At 69.5% G+C, this 21,186-nt stretch carries 17 protein-coding genes and 1 pseudogene; 8 read left to right on the forward strand and 10 right to left on the reverse strand.

Annotated elements, in window-relative coordinates:
- Window positions 1-82: 82 nt before the first annotated feature.
- The gene (gene gcl, locus ABZ532_RS15555; RefSeq protein ID WP_361282943.1) at window positions 83-1,861 is read right to left on the reverse strand and encodes a glyoxylate carboligase; all 1,779 of its coding nucleotides are present in this window, start codon (window positions 1,859-1,861) and stop codon (window positions 83-85) included.
- 275 nt (window positions 1,862-2,136) lie between these two features.
- Between gcl and ABZ532_RS15560 the strand changes: the two genes are divergently transcribed.
- Complete coding sequence (locus ABZ532_RS15560) at window positions 2,137-2,937, forward strand: hypothetical protein (RefSeq protein ID WP_361282862.1); 801 nt, start codon at window positions 2,137-2,139, stop codon at window positions 2,935-2,937.
- Window positions 2,938-3,123: 186 nt separating this feature from the next.
- Here ABZ532_RS15560 and ABZ532_RS15565 read toward each other — a convergent pair whose 3' ends face one another.
- The gene (locus tag ABZ532_RS15565) at window positions 3,124-4,752 is read right to left on the reverse strand and encodes an AMP-binding protein (RefSeq protein ID WP_361282864.1); all 1,629 of its coding nucleotides are present in this window, start codon (window positions 4,750-4,752) and stop codon (window positions 3,124-3,126) included.
- A 157-nt stretch (window positions 4,753-4,909) separates the two neighbouring features.
- Between ABZ532_RS15565 and ABZ532_RS15570 the strand changes: the two genes are divergently transcribed.
- Window positions 4,910-5,506, forward strand: a complete 597-nt coding sequence (locus ABZ532_RS15570) for an NAD(P)H-dependent oxidoreductase (protein WP_361282866.1) — start codon at window positions 4,910-4,912, stop codon at window positions 5,504-5,506.
- Window positions 5,507-5,521: 15 nt separating this feature from the next.
- Here the strand turns inward: ABZ532_RS15570 and ABZ532_RS15575 are convergent, their stop codons facing one another.
- The 3 genes from ABZ532_RS15575 to ABZ532_RS15585 all read right to left on the reverse strand — a co-directional run bounded on the left by ABZ532_RS15575 (window position 5,522) and on the right by ABZ532_RS15585 (window position 8,405).
- Window positions 5,522-6,208: a YoaK family protein gene (locus ABZ532_RS15575; protein WP_361282868.1), complete on the reverse strand. Its 687-nt coding sequence runs from the start codon at window positions 6,206-6,208 to the stop codon at window positions 5,522-5,524.
- An 81-nt stretch (window positions 6,209-6,289) separates the two neighbouring features.
- Window positions 6,290-6,784, reverse strand: coding sequence for a GNAT family N-acetyltransferase (locus tag ABZ532_RS15580; RefSeq protein WP_361282870.1), 495 nt, complete (start codon window positions 6,782-6,784; stop codon window positions 6,290-6,292).
- 79 nt (window positions 6,785-6,863) lie between these two features.
- The gene (locus ABZ532_RS15585) at window positions 6,864-8,405 is read right to left on the reverse strand and encodes an AMP-binding protein (RefSeq protein WP_361282872.1); all 1,542 of its coding nucleotides are present in this window, start codon (window positions 8,403-8,405) and stop codon (window positions 6,864-6,866) included.
- A gap of 232 nt (window positions 8,406-8,637) precedes the next feature.
- On the opposite strand from ABZ532_RS15585, the gene ABZ532_RS15590 reads away from it, so the two are divergent.
- Both ABZ532_RS15590 and ABZ532_RS15595 read left to right on the forward strand, forming a co-directional pair.
- On the forward strand, window positions 8,638-9,060 hold the full coding sequence (locus ABZ532_RS15590; protein WP_361282874.1) for an SAV_915 family protein: 423 nt from the start codon (window positions 8,638-8,640) through the stop codon (window positions 9,058-9,060).
- 113 nt (window positions 9,061-9,173) lie between these two features.
- Window positions 9,174-10,340 carry a magnesium and cobalt transport protein CorA gene (locus ABZ532_RS15595; RefSeq protein ID WP_361282876.1) on the forward strand — a complete coding sequence of 389 codons (1,167 nt, stop codon included), beginning with the start codon at window positions 9,174-9,176 and terminating at the stop codon, window positions 10,338-10,340.
- Window positions 10,341-10,491: 151 nt separating this feature from the next.
- Here ABZ532_RS15595 and ABZ532_RS15600 read toward each other — a convergent pair whose 3' ends face one another.
- The 4 genes from ABZ532_RS15600 to ABZ532_RS15615 form a co-directional block, all read right to left on the reverse strand.
- On the reverse strand, window positions 10,492-12,663 hold the full coding sequence (locus tag ABZ532_RS15600; protein ID WP_361282878.1) for a hypothetical protein: 2,172 nt from the start codon (window positions 12,661-12,663) through the stop codon (window positions 10,492-10,494).
- A 352-nt stretch (window positions 12,664-13,015) separates the two neighbouring features.
- Window positions 13,016-13,591 (reverse strand): TetR/AcrR family transcriptional regulator, encoded by a 576-nt coding sequence (locus ABZ532_RS15605; RefSeq protein ID WP_361282880.1) that lies wholly within the window; start codon window positions 13,589-13,591, stop codon window positions 13,016-13,018.
- 143 nt (window positions 13,592-13,734) lie between these two features.
- Window positions 13,735-15,126 (reverse strand): amidase, encoded by a 1,392-nt coding sequence (locus tag ABZ532_RS15610; protein WP_361282882.1) that lies wholly within the window; start codon window positions 15,124-15,126, stop codon window positions 13,735-13,737.
- Window positions 15,113-15,325 (reverse strand): hypothetical protein, encoded by a 213-nt coding sequence (locus ABZ532_RS15615; protein ID WP_361282883.1) that lies wholly within the window; start codon window positions 15,323-15,325, stop codon window positions 15,113-15,115. The genes ABZ532_RS15610 and ABZ532_RS15615 overlap by 14 nt, the downstream gene beginning before the upstream one ends.
- Window positions 15,326-15,639: 314 nt before the next feature.
- On the opposite strand from ABZ532_RS15615, the gene ABZ532_RS15620 reads away from it, so the two are divergent.
- From ABZ532_RS15620 to ABZ532_RS15630, 3 genes are all read left to right on the forward strand, one after another.
- Window positions 15,640-16,554 (forward strand): MBL fold metallo-hydrolase, encoded by a 915-nt coding sequence (locus ABZ532_RS15620; protein WP_361282885.1) that lies wholly within the window; start codon window positions 15,640-15,642, stop codon window positions 16,552-16,554.
- A gap of 166 nt (window positions 16,555-16,720) precedes the next feature.
- Window positions 16,721-17,131: a hypothetical protein gene (locus tag ABZ532_RS15625; protein WP_361282887.1), complete on the forward strand. Its 411-nt coding sequence runs from the start codon at window positions 16,721-16,723 to the stop codon at window positions 17,129-17,131.
- Window positions 17,132-17,644: 513 nt separating this feature from the next.
- A complete protein-coding gene (locus ABZ532_RS15630; protein ID WP_361282889.1) occupies window positions 17,645-19,594 on the forward strand; it encodes an amino acid transporter in 1,950 nt (649 codons plus the stop codon).
- A 50-nt stretch (window positions 19,595-19,644) separates the two neighbouring features.
- On the opposite strand, the gene arsM is transcribed toward ABZ532_RS15630, so the two are convergent.
- The gene (arsM, locus tag ABZ532_RS15635) at window positions 19,645-20,517 is read right to left on the reverse strand and encodes an arsenite methyltransferase (RefSeq protein ID WP_361282891.1); all 873 of its coding nucleotides are present in this window, start codon (window positions 20,515-20,517) and stop codon (window positions 19,645-19,647) included.
- A 141-nt stretch (window positions 20,518-20,658) separates the two neighbouring features.
- Between arsM and ABZ532_RS15640 the strand changes: the two are divergent.
- Window positions 20,659-20,827 (forward strand): annotated as a pseudogene (locus ABZ532_RS15640) (phosphotyrosine protein phosphatase); the annotation flags it as partial.
- Window positions 20,828-21,186 lie beyond the last annotated feature (359 nt).

Raw genomic sequence — 21,186 nt, forward strand, 5'->3', positions numbered from 1 at the left:
ACCCGGACCGACCCTGGAGGCGGTCTCGCGCCGCACCTCATGGTCCGCCTCTCCGAAGCCGACCCCGGCCGCGGACAGCGCCTCAGACCTTCAACGCCCTGATCGCCGTGGGCGCGTGCCAGGGCTCCGTGGCCAGCTCCTCGAACTCGGACACGTCGCTGATGTCCGCCGTCCGGCTCATCGCGATATTGGTGACCCGCTCCAGGATCGCCTCCACCACGACCGGCACCCGGTACTCGGCCGCCAGCTTCTTGGCCTCCTCCAGCGCGGGCAGCAGCTCCTCGGGCTCCCTGACCCGGATGGCTCTGCAGCCCAGGCCCTCGGCGACCTTCACATGGTCGACGCCGTAGACCCCGAGCTCCGGCGCGTTGATGTTCTCGAACTCCAGATTGACCTGGAAGTCGATGTCCAGGCCGAGCTGCGCCTGCCTGATCAGCCCCAGATACGAGTTGTTCACGAGCACGTGGACGTACGGGATCCGATGCTGTGCCCCGACCGCCAGCTCCTCGATCATGAACTGGAAGTCGTAGTCCCCGGACAGCGCCACGACCTGCGCCTCCGGGTCGGCCTTGGCGACGCCCAGCGCGGCCGGGATGGTCCATCCCAGCGGCCCGGCCTGGCCGCAGTTGATCCAGTGGCGCGGCCGGTAGACGTGCAGCATCTGCGCGCCCGCGATCTGGGAGAGCCCGATGGTGGTGACATAACGGGTCTCGGGCCCGAAGGCCTTGTTCATCTCCTCGTACACGCGCTGCGGCTTCAGCGGCACGTCGTCGAAGTGCGTACGCCGCTGCAAGGTGGCCTTGCGCTCCTGGGTGGAGGCGACCCAGGCCGTACGGTCGGGCAGCCTGCCCGCCGCCTTCAGCTCCCGGGCCACCTCCACGAAGAGCCCCAGGGCGGCCCTGGCATCCGACGTGATCCCGTAGTCGGGGGCGAAGACCCTGCCGATCTGGGTGGGCTCGATGTCCACGTGGACGAACGTACGGCCCCGGGTGTAGACGTCCAGCTTGTAGCCGGTGTGCCGGTTGGCCCAGCGGTTGCCGATGCCGAGGACGAAGTCGGACTCGAGGAAGTTGGCGTTGCCGTAGCGGTGCGCGGTCTGGAGGCCGACCATCCCGGCGTTCAGCTCGTGGTCGTCGGGGATGGCGCCCCAGCCCATCAGGGTCGGGATCACGGGCGTGCGGGTCAGCTCGGCGAACTCGACCAGCAGCTCGCTCGCGTCCGCGCCGATGACACCGCCACCCGCGACGATCAGCGGGCGCTCGGACTCCAGCAGGTAGGAGATCGCCTTCTCGATCTGGGCCCTGGTCGCAGCCGGCCTGTAGAGCGGCAGCGGCTCATACGTCTCCGGATCGAACTCGATCTCGGTCTGCTGGACGTCGACGGGCAGGTCGATCAGGACGGGGCCCGGCCTGCCGGAGCGCATCAGGTGGAACGCCTGCTGGAAGACACCCGGGACCTGCGCCGCCTCGAGCACCGTCGTGGCGGCCTTGGTGACCGGACCGGCGATGGCGGCGATGTCGACCGCCTGGAAGTCCTCTTTGTGGATCACATGGGTCGGGGCCTGCCCGGTGATGCACAGGATCGGAATCGAGTCACCGATCGCCGAGTAGAGCCCGGTGATCATGTCGGTGCCCGCGGGACCGGACGTACCGATGCAGACCCCGATGTTTCCCGGGGCCGTCCGCGTGTACCCCTCGGCCATGTGCGAGGCGCCTTCCACATGGCGGGCGAGGGTGTGATCGATGCCGCCGCCTTCCTGGAGGGCCTTGTAGAAGGGGTTGATCGCGGCGCCCGGCACACCGAACGCATGCGTGACGCCTTCGCGCTTGAGGATTTCAACTGCCGCTCGGGCGGCTGTCATACGAGGCATGGGGACTCCTGCTTCGGCCTGACGGATCGGACTCCATCGAGCAATTCCACAATGCGGAATCTTGATTCTGCTATCCGGAATCAAAGTAGGGGGCGTGGTGGGGGACGTCAAGGGAAGGAGGCCAGGACGGGACCTGGGGATGGCCGAAGTCCCTCCCCCAGGGCTGACGCGTGGTGGACGATGGACCCCAGGCGCGTGACCGACGTCACGAAGACGGCAGAGGCACGCACGAGTCACGTCTGAGCCACCCGAGGGGGACGGGGAGAATGGGCGATCAGGTACCGGTTCGCTGCCCGGTCTGCCGCCGTACTCACACCTTCGCCGCGCCCGTGTACCCGTGCGCGTGCGGGGCTCCCGTCGCGCCGCCGCTGGTGCGCGGCGCACCCGCAGAGCCGATCACGCACCGCACCTGGACCGAGGACTGGGTCACCGCCCGCTGCCAGGCCTGCGGACGGCAGGACCAGTGGCCGCAGCCCGAGCTGGGCTGCCCCTGCGGGACGGTGCTGCGGATACCGGTGCGTCCGGTGACCTCGCGCCCCAGACCGACCGGGCCCGCGGCGCCGACCGGGCCCGCGGCGCCCTCCGCACCGCCGGCACCGTTCCGCTCGCCCGCGGCCGCCGAGGCCCGTGGCGGCCAGGCCTGGCTGCCCACGCACATCCCCCTGCCGCGCACCGCCCCCGCGCCGCGCCCCACGTTCCGCCCGGTCACGATCCGCACCGCCGGCGACGCCGTGGCCACGGCCGCCCTGTATCTGCGCTGGCTCGGCTTCGAGGAGATCGTCCAGCAGAAGGACTGGTACGCGAGCGGCCTCGCCCTGCGCGGCCCCGGCCTGGTCGCCCAGGTGGACCCCACCACGCGCCCGGCCACACTGCGCGCGGTCGAGTGCCTCTGGCTGAACGGACTCAATGAAGAGGCGCTGGGCGTGTTCTTCTCCCTCGCGGGATACGCCTCCGACGCCCGCGCCCGCGCGGACGAGCTCGGTCTCCCGCTCTTCGTCATGGACCTCACCGGAACACCGCAACCGGTGAACGGCCCGGCGGACGCACTGCTGTCGCCGGGCCCCTGACCGCCCGCGCCCCGAACAGCTCGCGCCGCAGGCCCAGTCCGGTCCGCACGGTCCGCCTTCCCGACCGGCGCGCGATCCCAGCGCACCTCCCACCGGTCGGCAGCGTCTCCACGAGCAGCAGTCCCCGCCCGCTGCCGGCGAGCGGCCCGGGCGCGGCCAACTCCCCCGGTCGCCTCCCCGAAGCGCTCAGCCGTAGCGCTCCCGCAGCTCCACCTTCCGCACCTTGCCGCTGATCGTCATCGGGAAGGTGTCCACGACCTCAAGCCGCCGGGGGATCTTGTAGTGGGCGAGCTTCTCGCGGCAGAAGCCGGTGACCTCGTCCAGCGTCGGCGGATCGGCCGGGTCCCGGGCGACGACGACGGCGAGGATCTCCTCGCCGTACTTCGCGTCAGGTACACCGACCACCTGGACGTCGGCGATCTTCGGATGGGCGTAGAGGAACTCCTCGATCTCGCGCGGGTACACGTTCTCGCCACCGCGAATGATCATGTCCTTGATGCGGCCGACGATCTGGACGTACCCGTCGTCGCGGATCACCGCCAGGTCGCCCGTGTGCATCCAGCGCCCCGCGTCGATCGCCTCGGTCGTCTTCTCCGGCTCGTCCCAGTACCCGAGCATCACGCTGTAGCCGCGGGTGCACAGCTCTCCCGCCTCGCCGCGCGGCAGTGTGACCCCTCTGACCGGGTCGACCACCTTGACCTCGATGTGCGGAAGCACCCGCCCCACCGTCCCGGTGCGGCGCTCCAGGTCATCGTCCCGCCGGGTCTGCGTGGAGACGGGTGAGGTCTCCGTCATGCCGTAACAGATCGACACCTCGGCCATGTTCATCTCGGCGACCACCCGCTTCATCACCTCCACCGGGCAGGGGGAGCCCGCCATGATTCCGGTGCGCAGCGAGCCGAGGTCGTACGTCGCGAAGTCGGGCAGGTTCAGCTCGGCGATGAACATCGTGGGTACGCCGTAGAGCGAGGTGCAGCGTTCCTGCTCGACCGCACGCAGGGTGGCGTCGGCTTCGAACGACGGGGCGGGGATGACGATGCAGGCGCCGTGGGACGTGGCTCCGATGTTCCCCATGACCATGCCGAAACAGTGATAGAAGGGGACGGGAAGGCAGACCCGGTCCTGCTCGGTGTAGGCGATCATCTCGCCCACGAAGTAGCCGTTGTTGAGGATGTTGTGGTGGGAGAGGGTCGCCCCCTTGGGGAATCCCGTGGTGCCTGAGGTGTACTGGATGTTCACGGGGTCGTCGCAGGACAGCTCCGCTTCCCGTAGCGCGAGTTCGTCCCGCCCCGCGCCCTCGGCCGATGCGACCAGCTCCGCCCAGCTGCCGTCACCGATGTAGTGCACGGACCGCAGCGCCGGGCAGCCGGCGCGGACCTGCTCCACCAGTGCGCGGTAGTCGCTCGTCCGGTGGGCGAGGGACGCGATCAGGATGCCGATTCCGGCCTGCTCGAGGACGTAGGCGAGCTCATGGGCGCGGTAGGCCGGATTGATGTTCACCATGATCGCGCCGATCCGGGCGGTGGCGTACTGCACCAGCACCCACTCCGGGCAGTTCACCGCCCAGATCCCCACCCTGTCTCCCTTGGCCACCCCGCGGGCGAGCAGCGCACGCGCGAGCTCGTCCACGTCCGCCCCGAACTCCGCGTAGGTCCAGCGCCGCCCGGACGGCACATCGACCAGCGCCTCCCGCTCCGGGAACCGCGCGATCGTCCGGTCGAGGTTGCGCCCGATCGTGTCACCGAGCAGGGGCACGGTGCCCGTGCCATGTGTGTACGCGAGCGCCGTTTCCGCCCCGGTGTCCGTTCCCGCCATCGCAGTTCCCTTCCCGCCGTACCCGTTCACTGCCGGGATCCTCCCCCGAGTGCGGCCGGAATATCAGCTGGTGGAGGGAGGTTGGAGACGGGGCAATCAACCGCACCCCGGGGCGCGACCGCGTGGTCGCCGCCCATGGGCTGATCCAGGAGCGCTCATGGCCCGCTCGTTCCTCTTCCTCCTCGGCAGCGCCCGTGCGGACGGCAACGCCGAACTGCTGGCCCGTGCGGCGGCGGAGCAACTGCCGGGCGGCACCGGGCAGCGGTGGCTGGACCTGGAACAGCTCCGTCTGCCCGACTTTCACGACGCGCGCCATGCGGCGGGCGCCTGGCCGCAGGAGGAGAGCGACGAGGACCTGCTGAGGGAGGCGACGCTGGCTGCCACGGACGTGGTGATCGTCTCGCCGCTGTACTGGTACTCCGTCTCCTCGTACACCAAGCGCTATCTCGACTACTGGTCGAAGTGGCTGTCCACCCCGGACCCCGGATTCAAGGCGAAGATGGCGGGCCGCACCCTGTGGGGGGTCACGGCCATGGCGGACCGGGAGCCGGTCCGAGCCGAACCACTCGTCCTGACGCTGAACCACACGGCTGCGTACATGGGCATGCGCTTCGGCGGCGTACTGCTCGGCAACGGCTCCCGGCCCGGCCAGGTGCTCAGCGACGAGCGGGCGGCCGTCAGGGCCAAGACGTTCTTCGCCCAGGAGGCGCCTCTCGCCCGGTTCCCCGACGCCGAGCGGTCGTCCGCCGGCTGACCCACCCGGGTCACCTCATCGCGATCGCCCTGGCCGGCGGCTGCGGGCCGCCAGGAGTGCGCACAGCATCAGCACGACCGGTGGCACCGCGGCCCACGCCGGAGCGGCCTTGAGCAGCACCGCTGAGATGGCCGCACCCACGATCAGCGCGCCGAACCGCACCGGGATCCAGCGCTCCTGGCGGACCGCTCCGACACCCTTGACGATGTAGGTGGCCAGGGTGCCGGTCAGATAGGTGGTGGGCGCGGCCGCGTGCCCCGCGGCGACCATGGCCGTGGACTCGACACCCATGGCGACCGCCGCCGCGAACTGGAGCAGGCTTCTGGTGATCCCGCGCGGTGCGCCGTCGACGGCCACCCACACTGCCGCGATCCCCACGAGGATGACGGTCGTCGCGAACAGGCAGTACACCACCCGGGGATGCCAGCGTGCGGCGGGGATCCCGCTGCGCCGGGTGAACCACGCGGCCACCGCGGCCCCGACGGCGAACCCGGCCAGCGCGAGGGCCGCGGCGGTGACGTTCAGGGCCTGCTGCTGCCCGATGGCCATACCCAGCAACGCGAGGTTGCTGGTCATCACTCCGGCGAAGACATGGTCAAGGCCCAGGAAGGAGACGGTCTCCAGCGAACCTGCCGCTGCCACCAGCAACGTCACCGCGATGTGCAGCGGACGGGTCGGCCCGGGCGGGGGTGGCGGCTCCATGGTGCGCCATGCTAGATCGCCTCCACGCGCATTCCCGGCAGAAGTGCTCGCGTTTCGCGTGCTCGGCTGAGTGGCCGGGTCTCAGGCGCCGGTGACGCCAAGGCTGCGGAGGTACGACAGGCCAGGACGGCCGTCGAGCTCCGTCTCGCCGACGACGGCGAACCCGGTGCGCGTCAGCACGGCCTGCGATGCCGGGTTGTCGAGGGTGGTCTCGGCCCTCAGCACGCTCAGCCCGTACCGGCCGGCGGCACGCTGGCAGAGCTCCCGTACGGCCCGGGTGGCGAGCCCCCTGCCTGCGGCACGCTTGGCGATGCGGTAGCCGAGTTCGGCCGCGCCGTCCGCCACGTCCACGAGGTTGACCCGCCCCTGGATCTCGCCTTCGGCGTCCACGAGCACATGGAAGTAGCAGACACCCGCCTCCTGTTCGGCGAGCAGGGCCCGGTGCCGCTCGTCGAAGTGGAGGAAGTAGCCGTCGCCCCGGTCGGGGACGGACGCGGCGAAGTGGGCCCGGTTCTCGCGCTCGAAGGCGAGGAGCGCGGGGGCGTGGTCCGGGCGGAGCAGCTGCAACTCGGGCATACGGTCACTGTACGCATCCCCGTAGGCGACCCATCGTGCGGGGCAGTCCGTTCCGCCCGTAACTCACCTTTGAGACAAGTCAGTTCACCTGACGTCCGGTGCCTGACCAGTACGGCTCGCGAAGCTTGAACTTCTGGATCTTGCCGGTGGCGGTACGCGGGATGGCATCGCGGAACTCGACCGACGTGGGGGCCTTGTAGCCCGCCATGCGCTGCTTGCAGTGGGCGATGATGTCCGCCTCCTGTGCGGTGGCTCCCTCGGCGAGCACCACCAGGGCCTTGATGGTCTCGCCCCACTTCTCGTCGGGCACCCCGATCACGGCGACCTCGGCCACGGCGGGGTGGCTGAAAATGGTGTCCTCGACCTCGATCGACGACACGTTCTCACCCCCCGTGATGATCACGTCCTTCTTGCGGTCGGAGATCGTGAGGTGCCCGTCGTCCGGGTCGATGATGCCGCCGTCGCCGGTGTGGAACCAGCCGCCCTCCAGTGCGGCCTCGGTCTCATCGGGCTTCTCCCAGTACCCGTCGAGCACCACGTTCGACCTGGCCAGGACCTCACCGGAGTCGGCGACCCGCAGCTTCACCCCGAGCGCCGGAAGCCCCGCACGGGACAGTTTGTGCGCGCGCTCCTCGGCGGGCAGCCCGGCGTCGGCCGGGCGGGTGCGATTGAAGGTGAGCAGCGGTGAGGTCTCCGTCAGACCGTAGATCTGGGTGAACTCCCAGCCGAGCTCGTCCCCCACCCGCTGGATGGTCCTGCTCGGCGGCGGAGCGCCCGCACAGACGATCCGTACCCGGTCGCGGCCGGGGATCTCGCCCTCCCAGTCGGCCGCGGCGTCCAGGACCGCGTTCCACACCGCGGGCGCGCCGCACATCAGGGTCACACCGTGGGCGTCGACACGGCGCAGGATCTCGGCGCCGTCGACCTTGCGCAGCACGACCTGCCTGGCACCGAGGCCGGCCATCACGAAGGGCATGCCCCAGCCGTTGCAGTGGAACATCGGCAGGGTGTGCAGATAGACGTCCCGCTCCCAGGCGCGGGTGTGCAGCCCGAAGGTCAGCCCGTTCACCCAGATGTTGCGGTGGGTGAGCTGGACGCCCTTGGGCCGGGCGGTGGTCCCCGAGGTGTAGTTGATCGTCGCCGTGGCGTCCTCGTCCGGCCGCGACCAGGGGCGCGGCTCCACCCCGAACCGCATCAGTTCCTTGTCGGTCTGCTCACTGAGCACGAACCGGTGCCGTGCCTTGACCCCGGACAACGACTCGTCCAGCTCGGGGTCGACCAGCAGGACCGAGGCCCCGCTCTGGTGGACGACGTACTCCACCTCGTCCGGCTTGAGCCGGAAGTTGACCGGCACGCAGACCCGGCCGCTCATGGGCACCGCGAAGAGCAGCTCGAGCATCCGCGCGGAGTTGTGACTGACCACAGCCACCCGCTCGCCCTCACCGACGCCGATCGCGTCCAGCCCCGCCTGCCAGGCCCGTACGCGCACCCCGAGCTGCCCGTACGTCGCATCGGGCACCGGCGGTGCGGGTTGGTCCGGCTCGTCGATCACACCGGTGCTGGAGGCGAACCCGAGCTCGGCCCGGTCGAGGAAGTCGGCGACGGTCATGGGAATCCGCATGGCGTTCTCTCCTGCCTGCAATCGCTTAATCGCTGTTCCGGTGCGAGCATCTCGCGTACGCACTCGAGTGCGGGTGGTGACGCAGACCTTCCCCCGTACGGAGCACGTCAAGAACGGCCGCCTTCCGGTCAGCGACGCGTCATGGTTGCGCCGCCGCACGCGGCTTCCTGGTGCGTCCGGGCAAAGCTGCTACGAACCGCAGCGATCACCGACGTCCCGAAGGACACACATCATGGACAACCTTCCGCCCGGAGAACATCGCCCGGCAGAGCCGCTGTTCGTACCGGTCAGGCTCGGCTCCGCCGGGAGATTCCAGCTGCGTTTCCTGCGCACACCGCTCGGGGTGCGCACGGCCATCGGTTTCACCGGGGAGCGGCGGCTGAGGGCCGCGTTCGGTGAGAACCAGGCCTGGATCAGGCTCGCGGAACCAGCGCTGCGGGCGCTCGCGGAACCGCTGGGCGTGACCGCGGTGACGGTGGATCCCCGGCTCACGACGCCCGCACCGGTGGTGGCGGGCCGGGAGTCACGCGGCACCCGCCGGGACGCGGACACCGTCGGCGTGCCCCGCGTCACGGCCACCACCGCCTCCCTGTGGACGGCCGCCACCGCCGTCCACACGACGGATGACCCGCCGGTCAGGGAAGTGGGCCGGTAAGCGCCCGCACGCCGCCATGGCCGGATCCAGGACGGAAAATGTCCGCAATCCGGCCATCGTGTATATCCTGCTCCGACCGGGTACGCGATCACGGGACACGGGAGGTGACCAGGATGTCCGAGCGACGGGCCCGCCCCGATACCACCCCGAGGAAGCACGCCTGGCGCCGGCGCTTCACTCCGGCAGGTGCGTCGGGCGGCGGCACAGGCGGCGCGGGTTCCCACACACCGGGGTCCCCGGCCCCGGTGCAGAAAGACCAGGGCAGCATCGTCCAGGCCGCGCTCTACCGCGACGGCCGGCGCGTCTCCACCCCCGAGTCGCTCGCCGAAACCTTCCGCCAGCTCCGCGAAGAGCCGCGCGGCATGGCCTGGATCGGCCTGCACCGGCCGACCGAAGCGGAGCTGCTGACGCTGGCCGAGGAGTTCGACCTCCATGAGCTGGCCGTCGAGGACGCGATGGAGGCCCACCAGCGCCCCAAGCTCGAGCGCTACGGCGAAACCCTCTTCGTCGTGCTGCGCGCCGCCCGGTACCTCGACGCCCAGGAAGAGGTGGACTTCGGCGAGCTCCATGTCTTCGTCGGCCGCGACTTCGTCATCACGGTCCGCCACGGCGCCGCACCCGACCTCTCCGCGGTCCGCCGCCGCATGGAGGACGACTCCGAACTGCTGGCCCTCGGCCCCGAGGCCGTGCTCTACGCCATCCTCGACGCCGTGGTCGACGGCTACGCCCCGGTGGTCGCCGGTGTGCAGAACGACATCGACGAGATCGAGACCGAGGTCTTCAGCGGCGACCCCGCGGTGTCCCGCCGCATCTACGAACTCTCCCGCGAGATGGTCGAGTTCCAGCGCGCCACCCGTCCGCTGGTGGGGATGCTGCACGGCCTGATGGCGGGCTTCGCCAAATACGGCACGGACGAGGAACTCCAGCGCTATCTGCGCGACGTGGCCGACCACGTCACCCACACCAGCGAGCGCGTGGACGGCTTCCGCCAGGCCCTCGCGGACATCCTGACGGTCAACACGACTCTGGTGACCCAGCAGCAGAACGCGGAGATGCGGGCACTGGCGGAGGCGGGCTTCGAGCAGAACGAGGAGATCAAGAAGATCTCCGCCTGGGCGGCCATCCTCTTCGCACCCACACTGGTGGGAACCGTCTACGGCATGAACTTCGATGACATGCCGGAGCTGAAGTGGGCGGCTGGCTATCCGTTCGCGGTTCTGCTGATGGCGGCGGTGTGCGTGAGCCTGTATGTCGTCTTCAAGAGGCGGGACTGGCTCTAGCAGACCGACCGAAAGCATCACACGAGAACTGGGAGGCGCCGGGCGGGCGCCTCCCAGTCGAGGTCAACGGCGAGGAAAGCGAAAAGACTCGTTTCAGAAAGGAGTTGAGAAGGAAGCCCCTTCATGGCCTCGCCGCGGGCAACGCTAGCACTCACCCCGGGATCACGTCGCGCAGATTTTCGAGGGTGATGATCCGTGAGTCCGGATGCAGTCCCTCGGGGCGTTCGAGTCCGATGTACATCACGGGCTCGTCCGAGACCGGTTCGCCGGCCCACACGTCCACGGTCGTGGTGTCGCCGGCCATCAGGTCGATCAGGTACCGCACCGTCAACTGCTCGCGCTCCACGACGGCGCGCACCACCTTCGACACGGACACCTGGTTCTCCTCGACCCGGTTGGCCGACGAGATGCCCCTCAGATACAGGTGCATCCACTTCGCGCGCCACCGGCCGTCGTCCCCCCGCTGGAACACCAGCGGCAGCGCCACCCGGCCCACCCCACGCAGCTCCGACTTCATCCGCACGGTGCGCGGCTCGAACGGCCGGCCCTTCTGCTCACCGTCGCGCAGCATGAAGCCGAAGAACGACTCCTCGACCTCCTCGAAGCTTTCGCCGGCGTAGATGTTGACCTGCGGAACGATGAATGTGCTGCGCACTCGGTCCAGGGACAGGTTGATGAACTCCGAGGCCCCGTCGGGCGCCTCGGTGATGTCGCCCGAATGCCCGCCCCCGACGGTCTTGAGGGATGTGTAGGAGAGCCAGGCATCAGTGCTGTAGTCGGCGTGGAGAAGCAGCGCCGACAGGTCGTAGTCGGTCCGGTGCTCGGTCTCTTTCCAGTAAACGAAGAAGCGCAGCTGCTCGCCGTCGACCGCGGAGGTCGACCCTCGCGGCAGTACGCCGAGCCCGGGCGCGGTCGCCCGGCCGCTGAGCGGCAGCGCCACGTCGAGGACATCGGGGTCGAGCAGCAGCCGGCCCGGTGCCGGGAGCCGACGACGCATCTGGGCGTCGAGGGCGGAGATCAGACGATCGCGGTCGGCGGCCGGTACCGGCGGCCGGACGTCGGGGGTCACCCAGGCTCGGCCCCGGCGGTTGACGAAGATCCGGGGTTCGTCGCTCTCACGTGCCCGGTTGTGGAGATGCTCGCGCACCGAGAGCAGGACCCGGCCGGAGACGTCGGGAGCCACCTGCACCGCGGCGGCCACCACCGCGTCCCGTTCCTCCTGGTCGGCGGCGATGCGCAGCAGGAGGTCCAGGGCGCGGAACAGCTTGCCGGGAGCGGACTTCAGCAGCCTTACCGCACCGAGGACGTCAAACGCGTCGAGCAGCTCCTCGATCCGGCTGTCGAAGGACCGTGCCTTCTTCTCGCCGCGCGCGACCGCGAACACGTCGGCGGCGTGCGGCCAGCGTGGGTACTCGTGCGGGTGGAGGCGCTCGCCGAGCCGCTTGAAGGGCTCTCGGTACGCGTGCACGTCGGCGAGCTTCGCGGGGTTCGCCGCGACCACGGCGTCCAGACCCGCAAGCAGTCCCCGGCGCACCGGCCGCGACAGCGCCCGGAACCGGGTCGGCTGCTGCAGCGTCACGTCGCCGCCCGACAGCACGCAGGCCAGCCGCAGCACATCGGTGACGGTGTCAAGGAGGAGGTCCGCCCCGACGCCGAGCCGGGCCTCGTTGATGACCGCGCGGTTCTCCCGGACCGGGATCGCCTCCGGCTGGGGGCCGAGCGCGCACCGGTCTGCGAGGGTCTTGAGGTCGCGCAGGTCGTCCTCGCCCAGCGGGGTCGTGCTGCCGGCCAGGGCCAGGTACAGGTCAGTGAGTTCGTCGTCCAGGCTCCGGCCGAGATGCAGCACGGTGACCCGGTCGCGCGCCGAGGCGATCAGTTCGTCCTGCGCCGCCAGCATTTCCTCGTAGGTGTGCTGGTACCGGCCGTATGCGGGGAGGCTGAGCAGGTCCAGCACCCCTTGCCCCAGCTGCGTCAGCACGTTCTCGCGCGACGTCTCGTCGCCGAGCGCCTTCGCCACGCACCGCATCCAGAACTCTTCCGTCTCCGGCACGTTCGCTGGGAAGTCGATGAAGTACGCGTTGTGCCGGACGTGGTCGCCCACCATCTCGCTCACGGTGCGCAGCGTGCGCTTGGCGGTGTGCACGACCGCGGCCTCGGACAGCCCCGACAGCCGCTCCAGCAGCTCCGCCGAGAGCTTGAAACCCACGGATGTCAGCGCCGCGTCGAACTGCCGCGCGGCGATCGTTCCTTCTCCGGCCGAGCCCTCGGGAGACGAAAGGCGGTGGGTGTGCCGGATGACCAGCGATTCGAGACTGTGGGCCATTCGGGGATGATCGCAGAGGTGCGCCAGCCGGTGCACAGGAGTTTTCGTACGCGCTCCGACAAGAGAGGGCGGGATCAGCTGGGATCAATGCCGGGCCACCGCCACGGTGCTGACGCGGCCCCCTTGGCCGGGTCCGGCGGGACGAAACCGACCGGGAAGGGGACAGTGCGCGGCTTCCGGCCGGGGGCGGTCCCCAGCAGCCCCCGGTACGCCCCGAAGGGCCTGCCACCCTCGTCGAGGGGCCACCAGGCTCGTTTCCCCGTCGACCGTGTCCGCCCCGATCTCCGGGTGCGGGCCGTCATAGCCGTCGGTCTCCTGCCAGGTCACCCGCCCAGGGGCCGTCCGGCGGCCTTCAGGGGTCGCAAGTCCCGTCTGCGTCGAGGAGTTGGCCGATGAGCCGGCGCGCGTAGGTGCTCTCGAGGCCGTCGGGCCGGAAGAGGATGCGGTACATCACGGGGGCAACGACGCGGTCGAGGACCGTTTCGACGTCGGGGGGGTCTTCTCCGCGGCCGACCGCGCGCGTGATGATGATGTCGATGTGCTCGGCTGCGTAGGCCGAACACTGGCCGGCGTTGCTGCCGTCCGGGTCGCCGAGCAGAGCGTCGCGTATGTAGGCGCGCCCGGTGGGAGAAGCCATCTCGTCCAGGAACTGCTCGGCCCAGGCGGTGAGGTCGGCCGACAGATCGCCGTGGTCGCCCGGGGTGGTGTCCGGGCGCAGGCGTTCGACCGCCACATCGGACAGGAGTTCGTTCAGATCTCCCCAGCGGCGGTAGATCGTCGACGGGGTGACTCCTGCCCGCTGGGCGACCAGAGGGACTGTCAGGGTGTCCCGGCCCTTCTCCGCCTCGAGTTCGCGTACGGCGTTGTGCACTGCCTGCTGGACCCGGGTACTGCGTCCGCCGGGGCGCACCATCTGCCTACGGGCCATGACACCACCTCACCTCTTCGAGCCATCCTACCCCTAAAGCGAATCTCTAGCTTTAGGGGCCAGTCTCGGGCGACGCCGTGTGGCGCCGCGTCCGACCCGGACGCGCGGGCCCGACGAAGTGATCCCGCCGGCCCACCGGCTCATCAGCCCACCGGTGCGAGCGCACGCGCGGGCCGGGTCTGCTCGTAGGCGTGCCCGACCCGCAGGAGCATGCTCTCCCCGAAAGGCCTGCCGAGCAGCTGCATACCGATCGGCAGGCCCGTCGCATCGTGGCCGACCGGCACGGTCAGCGAGGGTGCTCCGGTGATGTTGGCGGGAGAGGAAAGGCGCACGTATGCGTCGGACACACCCTCGATGGTGCCGTCGGGCCAGGTCGACGACTCCTCGCCGGCTCTGACCGCGGTCATCGGCGCGGTCGGAGCGGCGATCACGTCGACCTTCTCCAGCATGCGCGCCCACTCTTGTCGCATCAGCGTCCGGGAGCGCTGGGCGCGGAGGTAGTCGCCGGTGGACATGAGCTCACCGGCCTCGAGGAGGATACGGACATCATCCTGATAGCGGTCCGGGACGGTGCGCAGGGTCTCTTCGTGGTAAGCCGCGGCTTCCGGCACCATCAGGCCCCACTGGGTGGCCTGTACGTAGCGCGTCATGGGGATCTCCACGTCGACGAGCCGGGCACCGAGGGTCCCGAGTCGGCCGATTGCGTTCCGGACGGCGGTTTCCACCCCGGGCTCGACGCGCTCGAAGTAGTAGTTGCGCGGTATGCCCACGCGCACCCCTGCCAGATCCGTATCGGCGGAGGGCCGGTAGTCCGTGACCGGCACGGCCACGGAGGCGGGGTCGCGAGGGTCGTGCCCGGTCAGGGCCGACAGGACGAGGGCCGCGTCCTCGACGGTGCGGGTGATCGGTCCGACGTGGTCAAGCGACCAGGACAGCGATGTCACACCGTGGCGGGGGACGAGACCGTAGGTCGGCTTGAGGCCGACGACCCCGTTGAGCGCTGCGGGCACCCGGATCGATCCGCCGGTGTCGGTGCCCAGGGCGAACACCGCGGCGCCCGCGGCGACCGCCACTGCCGACCCGCCGCTGGAGCCGCCCGCGACTCTGTCACGCCGCCATGCGTTGCGTGTCTGAGGAGTGGTCAGACCGTAGGCGAACTCGTGCGTGTGGGTCTTGCCGACCAGGATCGCACCGGCCGCCCGCAGGCGGGCGGCGACCGTGCTGTCGGCTGCCGCACGGTGGCCGGCCCTGACCCGCGAGCTCGCCGTCGTCGCCGCGCCGGCGACGTCGATCATGTCCTTGAGGCCCATGGGGATACCGTGCAGCGGACCCAGGAGACGGTCGGCCGCTGCTGCGTCCGCGGCTTCACGCGCCGAGCGCCGCGCCTGCTCCGCGGTGACGGTGACGTAGGCGTGGAGGTGCGGCTCCACCTGCTCGATGCGGTCCAGGACGGAGTCGACAAGCTCGACGGGGGACAGCTCTCCGGCATGGATCGCGTCAGCGGCGGCGGCAAGGGACATTTCACAGGGCCGCATCGCGGATCTCCTCCGCTCGGGCGCCGTAGACGCCGGCGGGCGGGGTTTCCCCGAAGTCGAGCTCCCGCAGGACCGCGACGACGGAGTGGATGTGGTCGGCCGTGGCCGCCACGGCGGCATGCCGGTCGACCGTTAGCAGAAGCCCGGCGCGGGCTGCCCAGCGGGCCGCCTCGGGCGGGGTCAACCCCACGTCCTCCATGGACGTTCCTCCTGATCTCCATGGCAACGGGCACCACCCGACGCCAAAAGCAAACGGTTTGCTTTAGCCGACCCTAGAGGCATACGCTACCTTAAAGCAAACAGTTAGCTTTAACTGGAGGACGCCATGCCCGGCGCCTCATCAGGCGCACCCCCTGCGGTCCAGTCGACCCGCTTGCCCTCCCACGCCCGCGCCGGAGCGACGGCCACGCTCCTCGCCCTCGCGGCGCTGACAGCACTCGACGCGGCACGGCCCAGGGCATCGCCTCACGCCGCAATCGGCCCCACCACGTGACGACACGAAGGAAACAGCCCATGCAGACAGCACCGCCCAGCTCCTCCTTCTCCTGGGCCACGGGCGACATCGCCGTTCACCGCATCGACGAGACCGCCCTGCCGCCGCAGACCGGACCCTGGCTGCTGCCGGGCGCGACCACCGACGTGGTGGCGGCACACGACTGGCTCCGCCCCGACTTCGCCGACCACGAGGGCGTCCTGCGCATCCACAGCCAGACCTTCGCTCTCGAAGCGGGCGGGCTTCGCGTACTCGTCGACACCGGGATCGGCAACGGCAAGACACGCGCCAACCCCGCCTGGCACAACATGCAGACCGACTACCTCGAGCGCCTCACCGCAGCCGGCTTCCCCCCGGACTCCGTCGACCTGGTCCTCCTCACCCACCTGCACACCGACCACGTCGGCTGGAACACCCGCCAGGTCGACGGCGAATGGGTCCCCACCTTCCCCAACGCCCGCTATCTCACCTCCCGCACCGAGCGGGAGTTCTGGGCCGGGCACGAGATGGACGAGGCGCGCACGCAGATGTTCAGCGACTCGGTGCTCCCCGTCGAAGACGCGGGACTGCTCGACCTCGTCGACGCGCCGGACCACGGCGTCGACGTGGCCCCAGGACTGCGCCTGCTCCCCACGCCCGGACACACCCCCGGCCACATCTCCGTGCAGATCAGCAGCGGGGGCGAGTCAGCCCTGATCACGGGCGACTGCATCCACCACCCCGTCCAGTTCGCGCACCCAGCCATCGGCAGCTGCGTCGACATCGATCCCGCACAGGCCGAGGCGACCCGGCGCGAGCTGCTCGGCAGGCTCGCCGACACGGGTTCCCTCGTTCTGGGCACCCACTTCCCACCGCCCACCGCCGGGCGCGTCATCACCCACGGGGAGGCATACCGGCTCTCACCCGTCCCCGCCGTCCCGCGCCTCTCGCCGTGACCACAGCGGTCGGCAGGCGCCGAGCCCACGCGCACCCCCTGCGATGCTTCCGCGCCCACCCCGCCTGCCCGGCACTGCTCCCCAATCCGAGGCGCCACCGAGCGCGAGAGCGAGCCGGTGAGATATCTTGAACATGTTCAATTAACGCGTTCGAAGGAGGTCCGCAATGGTCGCCAGTCAGAGGGTTGCGGCGCTGCAGTGGAAGTGGGCCGTGGGTGGGGCAGTGGTGGCGGCGGTGACCGCGGCGGCTCTCGGGATGTGGCTCGTACTCGAACTGGACACCCGGTCCGGACGTGAACTGGTCTGGTGGTACGCGGCGACCGGGGGCATGGCCGCCATCCCGCTCGTGATGCGCGACCATCCGAAGGCGTGTGCCCGAGCCTGCTACGTCGTGGGGGCGGGACTGATGGCATGGTCGGTGCTCTTGGCCATGTTCCTCATGCTCTGGTTCCTCCCGGCAGCTCTCTTCCTGCTCATCGCCGCCTTCGTGGACACCGGCAACCGCCCGGGCGCACGGTTCGCGGTACTCACGCCTCTCGCCGCCATCGCCGCGCTCACGGCGATGACGTATCTCTAGAGGGCATCTGATCGATGTCCCCGCGAGGCGTGAGCGTGCGCCGGCTGTCCACAGGCGCGAGCAGGCTGGTCGGCTCCGCGATCGGCGACGCGGATACCTGCTTGTGGGAGAGCAGGGTGCCCGTGTCGAGCACGGGTCGCGCGCTGACCACCTTCCGGCCCGGCCGACGGTGGACCGGCAGGTGGACGGAGGCATCCCCGCGCGTCTCTGAATGCCGGGTCCGCCTGCCCCTCGCCAAATCCTGACGCTCTCTTAACACAGACCGAAACGCCCGGATCACGCGTCTCGCCGGACGCGACAGGGACCGCACCGGGACTCCCCCATCTTGCGCCATGCGTACATTTGCCCAGCTCAGAGAGCCCCTGACAGTCCGGACCTGATGCGTACAGACCCTGGTTCCGGCTGGTCAAGGCGCATGAGAGCAGGTGAGCCAGGTGATTTCTTTCTGCCTACGCTGATCGAACCGGCCTGAAGGACACAAGCCGGATCGTTCGCCGTAGGGCAGGAGCACAGATGGCCGCACCCGTACAGGCCCGAACCAGCCGGTTCCGCGCCTGGATGCTGGAGGGCCTGTCAGACATGGCCAGGCACCAGAAAGGGGTGCGCGCTGAACCGGATCTCGCTCACAAGGGGCAGAGATGGTGGCGGGTCATGTGTCTGACCGGCGTCGACTACTTCTCCACTCTGGGTTACCAGCCGGGCATCGCAGCACTCGCGGCCGGTCTGCTGTCACCAGTGGCGACCATCGTGCTGGTCCTCGTCACCCTCGCCGGCGCACTGCCGGTGTACCGGCGGGTGGCGGAGGAGAGCCCGCACGGCCAGGGCTCAATCGCCATGCTGGAACGACTGCTGTCGTTCTGGAAGGGCAAACTCTTCGTTCTGACCCTGCTCGGCTTCGCCGCCACCGACTTCCTGATCACCATCACCCTGTCGGCGGCGGACTCCTCGATCCACCTGATCGAGAACCCCCAGGTGCCCCACTGGCTCCACGGCCAGCAGCTGATCGTCACCCTGCTGCTCATCGCCCTGCTCGGTGCGGTGTTCCTCAAGGGCTTCCTCGAGGCAATCGGCGTCGCTGTCGCGCTGGTCGGCGTGTACCTGGTCCTGAACGTTGTCATCGTGGTCACCGGCCTGTGGCACCTCGCCACCGAGCCACATGTCATCACCGACTGGTCCACCGCGCTCACGGCCTCGCACGGAAACGCTCTGGCCATGATCGGCGTGGCGCTGATCGTCTTCCCGAAGCTGGCTCTCGGGCTGTCCGGTTTCGAAACCGGCGTCGCGGTCATGCCGCACGTCGAGGGCGAACCCAGCGACAGCCCGGCGAAGCCCGTCGGCCGTATCCGCGGCACCAAGAAGCTGCTCACCAGCGCCGCACTGATCATGAGCGTGTTCCTGATCACCACCAGCTTCATCACCACCCTCCTCATCCCCGCCAAGGAGTTCCAACCCGGCGGCGAAGCCAACGGCCGTGCTCTCGCCTACCTGGCCCACGAGTACCTCGGCAGCGCCTTCGGCACCGTCTACGACATCGCCACCATCGCCATTCTCTGGTTCGCCGGCGCCTCCGCCATGGCCGGACTTCTCAACCTGATGCCCCAGTACCTCCCCCGTTACGGAATGGCCCCGCACTGGGCACGGGCCGTGCGGCCCATGGTGATCGTCTTCATCCTCGTGGCGTTCCTCGTCACCTGGATCTTCAACGCCGACGTCGACGCCCAGGGCGGTGCCTACGCCACCGGTGTACTCGTACTGATCTGCTCCGCGGCCATCGCGGTGACCATTGCCGCCCATCGGGCCGGACAGCGGAACTGGACGATCGCCTTCGGCGTCATCTCGGCCGTCTTCCTGTACACAACCGCCCTCAACATCGTCGAGCGGCCCGACGGCGTCAAGATCGGCGCATGCTTCATCGTCGGCATCATCATGCTCTCCCTGGTCTCCAGGCTCGCCCGCGCCTTCGAACTCCGCGTCACCGGGGTGACCTTGGACCCGATGGCCGAACGCTTCGTCCGCGACATCTCCCATCGCACCGCCCGCTTCATCGCAAACGAGCCCGACCAGCGCGACGCCGCCGAATACCGGGACAAGATCCGCCAGATTCGTGCCGACAACGACATCCCGCCCGAGGACGACCTCGTCTTCGTGGAGGTCACCGTGCGCGACCCCTCGGAGTTCGAGGCCGGCCTGAACGTACGCGGCGAAGTCATGCACGGCCGCTACCGTGTCCTCACACTCGAGAGCTCATCGATCCCCAACGCCCTGGCCGCGTTCCTCCTCCACGTACGCGACGCCACCGGCCGACGCCCGCACATCTACTTCGAATGGACCGAGGGAACACCGTTCGCCAACTTCTTCCGGTTCTTCCTCTTCGGACAGGGCGAGGTAGCCCCCGTCACTCGCGAGGTCCTGCGCGTCGCCGAACCCAACCGGGCGAACCGGCCCCGTGTACACGTCGGCTGAAGCAAACAGCCCGGGTTGACGTCGGTGGTTCCGGCAGAGCTTGCGGGCCGTCAGCCCTGGCAGGCGCAGCCTGAAGCCGTCTTGGCCTCGGTGGCGGTGAGGGCGGGGCCCGCAGGGTTCTCGTGAGAGGTGCAGCAGGCGTTGACACCACAGCATGTGTCCACCGTCTCGATGGCCGGTGGCTTGGTCGCGCGGACGACGGCGGAGTGCATACCGTCGGCGACGGGATGGGTCACGGTGATCTCGACGTCCGCGAAGCCGGCGGCTTCGAGGCCGTGGCGGTACTCGGCCAGCGAGAGCGCGCCGGCGATGCAACCGACGAAGTCGCCGCGCTCGGCGCGCTCTTCGACCGAGAGCGAGTCGTCGGCGACGACGTCCGAGACACCGATCCGGCCGCCGGGCCTGAGGACCCGGAAGGTCTCGGCGAACACGGCCGGCTTGTCCGTGGACAGGTTGATGACGCAGTTGGAGATGACGACGTCGACCGTGCCGGCAGGCAGTGGGATGGCTTCGATCGTGCCCTTGAGGAACTCCACGTTCGTCGCCCCCGCCTTCTCGGCATTGGCCAGGGCCAGCTGGAGCATCTCGTCGGTCATGTCCAGCCCGTACGCCCTGCCGGTCGGTCCGACGCGGCGGGCGGAGAGCAGGACGTCGATGCCTCCGCCGGAGCCGAGGTCGAGGACCCGCTCACCCGCGCGGAGTTCGGCGACAGCGGTGGGGTTGCCGCAGCCGAGCGAGGCGGCGACTGCTTCCGCGGGCAGTGCGGCGCGCTCATCCGCTTTGTACAGGGTGGAGCCGAAGTTCTCGTCGATCTCGACCGGCTCGGGTCCGCAGCAGGCGGTGGCGCCCTCGGTGACCTTCATGGCCGCTGCCGCGTACCGCCGGCGGACCGTCTCACGCAGGTCGGTGGTCTGCTCATTCATGACTCACTCCCAGGTATCGGGGCACGCCACGGCCACCGGAACAGCCTGTATCGATGCCCTTTGATGCAAGCTTGCACCTGGGATCGAAAAACGTCAATATAGATGAATATCGAAACGAGAGCTAGAGGTGATCGACCAGGACTCACCATGGGCTGCGGGGACACCTGCCCGGACTTCCCCGGCAAGCGGTACCTCGACTGGCGGCTCGACGACCCTGCCGGCCAGGGCGCGGTACGGCCGATCCGGCACGAAATTCGAGCGGCGTGTCCGCGGCCTGCTCACCGAGCTCGGACAGCGGGACGCCACCTGACGACCCCCGACCGGGTCCACACCGCTCCGGCGGCACGGGGTGACCGACCGCCCGGCCCTCAGCCGGGCCCGGTGGCTCTGACGGGCCCACCGGACGGGGTCATCGTCCCAGTGGCGGCACGCGGAGCCGCACGCGCCCGGATCCGGCACATCCGGGCGTACTCAATCCCGGGAAGCCGCACACCTGGGTGATGTGCCGGCAGTCGTGGATCCAGACGGCCCCGCCGCCGCGTCCCGGCCGTCCGCCAGGGCGTTATGACACATCATCAAGAACCCTCCCCCTCCCGCGACATGTACACATCAGGCTTGCCAAGCTTTTTTCAGGTTCTGGCAAAGATCTTCTGGACGTGACCGGTTCTT

Source organism: Streptomyces sp. NPDC019396 (assembly GCF_040632375.1).
Classification (GTDB): Bacteria; Actinomycetota; Actinomycetes; order Streptomycetales; family Streptomycetaceae; genus Streptomyces.

What these genes read in the sequence shown, in the direction of transcription:
- ABZ532_RS15610 (WP_361282882.1), bottom strand. Translation starts at nt 15,126, where the DNA reads ATGCGGCCCTGTGAAATGTCCCTTGCCGCCGCCGCTGACGCGATCCAT.
- ABZ532_RS15595 (WP_361282876.1), top strand. Translation starts at nt 9,174, where the DNA reads ATGTCCGAGCGACGGGCCCGCCCCGATACCACCCCGAGGAAGCACGCC.
- ABZ532_RS15565 (WP_361282864.1), bottom strand. Translation starts at nt 4,752, where the DNA reads ATGGCGGGAACGGACACCGGGGCGGAAACGGCGCTCGCGTACACACAT.
- ABZ532_RS15585 (WP_361282872.1), bottom strand. Translation starts at nt 8,405, where the DNA reads ATGCGGATTCCCATGACCGTCGCCGACTTCCTCGACCGGGCCGAGCTC.
- ABZ532_RS15615 (WP_361282883.1), bottom strand. Translation starts at nt 15,325, where the DNA reads ATGGAGGACGTGGGGTTGACCCCGCCCGAGGCGGCCCGCTGGGCAGCC.
- ABZ532_RS15575 (WP_361282868.1), bottom strand. Translation starts at nt 6,208, where the DNA reads ATGGAGCCGCCACCCCCGCCCGGGCCGACCCGTCCGCTGCACATCGCG.
- gcl (WP_361282943.1), bottom strand. Translation starts at nt 1,861, where the DNA reads ATGACAGCCGCCCGAGCGGCAGTTGAAATCCTCAAGCGCGAAGGCGTC.
- ABZ532_RS15570 (WP_361282866.1), top strand. Translation starts at nt 4,910, where the DNA reads ATGGCCCGCTCGTTCCTCTTCCTCCTCGGCAGCGCCCGTGCGGACGGC.
- ABZ532_RS15625 (WP_361282887.1), top strand. Translation starts at nt 16,721, where the DNA reads ATGGTCGCCAGTCAGAGGGTTGCGGCGCTGCAGTGGAAGTGGGCCGTG.
- ABZ532_RS15600 (WP_361282878.1), bottom strand. Translation starts at nt 12,663, where the DNA reads ATGGCCCACAGTCTCGAATCGCTGGTCATCCGGCACACCCACCGCCTT.
- ABZ532_RS15630 (WP_361282889.1), top strand. Translation starts at nt 17,645, where the DNA reads ATGGCCGCACCCGTACAGGCCCGAACCAGCCGGTTCCGCGCCTGGATG.
- ABZ532_RS15560 (WP_361282862.1), top strand. Translation starts at nt 2,137, where the DNA reads ATGGGCGATCAGGTACCGGTTCGCTGCCCGGTCTGCCGCCGTACTCAC.
- ABZ532_RS15605 (WP_361282880.1), bottom strand. Translation starts at nt 13,591, where the DNA reads ATGGCCCGTAGGCAGATGGTGCGCCCCGGCGGACGCAGTACCCGGGTC.
- ABZ532_RS15620 (WP_361282885.1), top strand. Translation starts at nt 15,640, where the DNA reads ATGCAGACAGCACCGCCCAGCTCCTCCTTCTCCTGGGCCACGGGCGAC.
- arsM (WP_361282891.1), bottom strand. Translation starts at nt 20,517, where the DNA reads ATGAATGAGCAGACCACCGACCTGCGTGAGACGGTCCGCCGGCGGTAC.
- ABZ532_RS15590 (WP_361282874.1), top strand. Translation starts at nt 8,638, where the DNA reads ATGGACAACCTTCCGCCCGGAGAACATCGCCCGGCAGAGCCGCTGTTC.
- ABZ532_RS15580 (WP_361282870.1), bottom strand. Translation starts at nt 6,784, where the DNA reads ATGCCCGAGTTGCAGCTGCTCCGCCCGGACCACGCCCCCGCGCTCCTC.